The following is a 241-nucleotide window of genomic DNA, read 5'->3' as shown; positions in this document are numbered from 1 at the left end:
GTTGCGTGTTTCTTGCTGGAGGTAGAGCTACTGGATGGCTAATGGGCCCTACAAGGTTACTGACGTCAGCCAAACTCCGAATGCCGGTAAGTGAGAGCGCGGCAGTGAGACTGCGGGCGATAAGGTTCGTAGTCGAGAGGGAAACAGCCCAGATCGCCAGCTAAGGTCCCTAAGCGTGTACTAAGTGGAAAAGGATGTGGGGTCGCGAAGACAACCAGGAGGTTGGCTTAGAAGCAGCCAC

1 rRNA gene is annotated in these 241 nt (G+C 55.2%); it reads left to right on the top strand.

What is annotated here, in order from left to right:
- Positions 1 to 241 (top strand): 23S ribosomal RNA (locus AC3XQU_RS24710); the annotation flags it as partial.

The sequence above is a fragment of the Telluria sp. AZSoR62 genome, from assembly GCF_058111565.1.
Note: the sequence above shows the minus strand (reverse complement) of the source record. Positions and strands in the feature narration are given on the sequence as shown.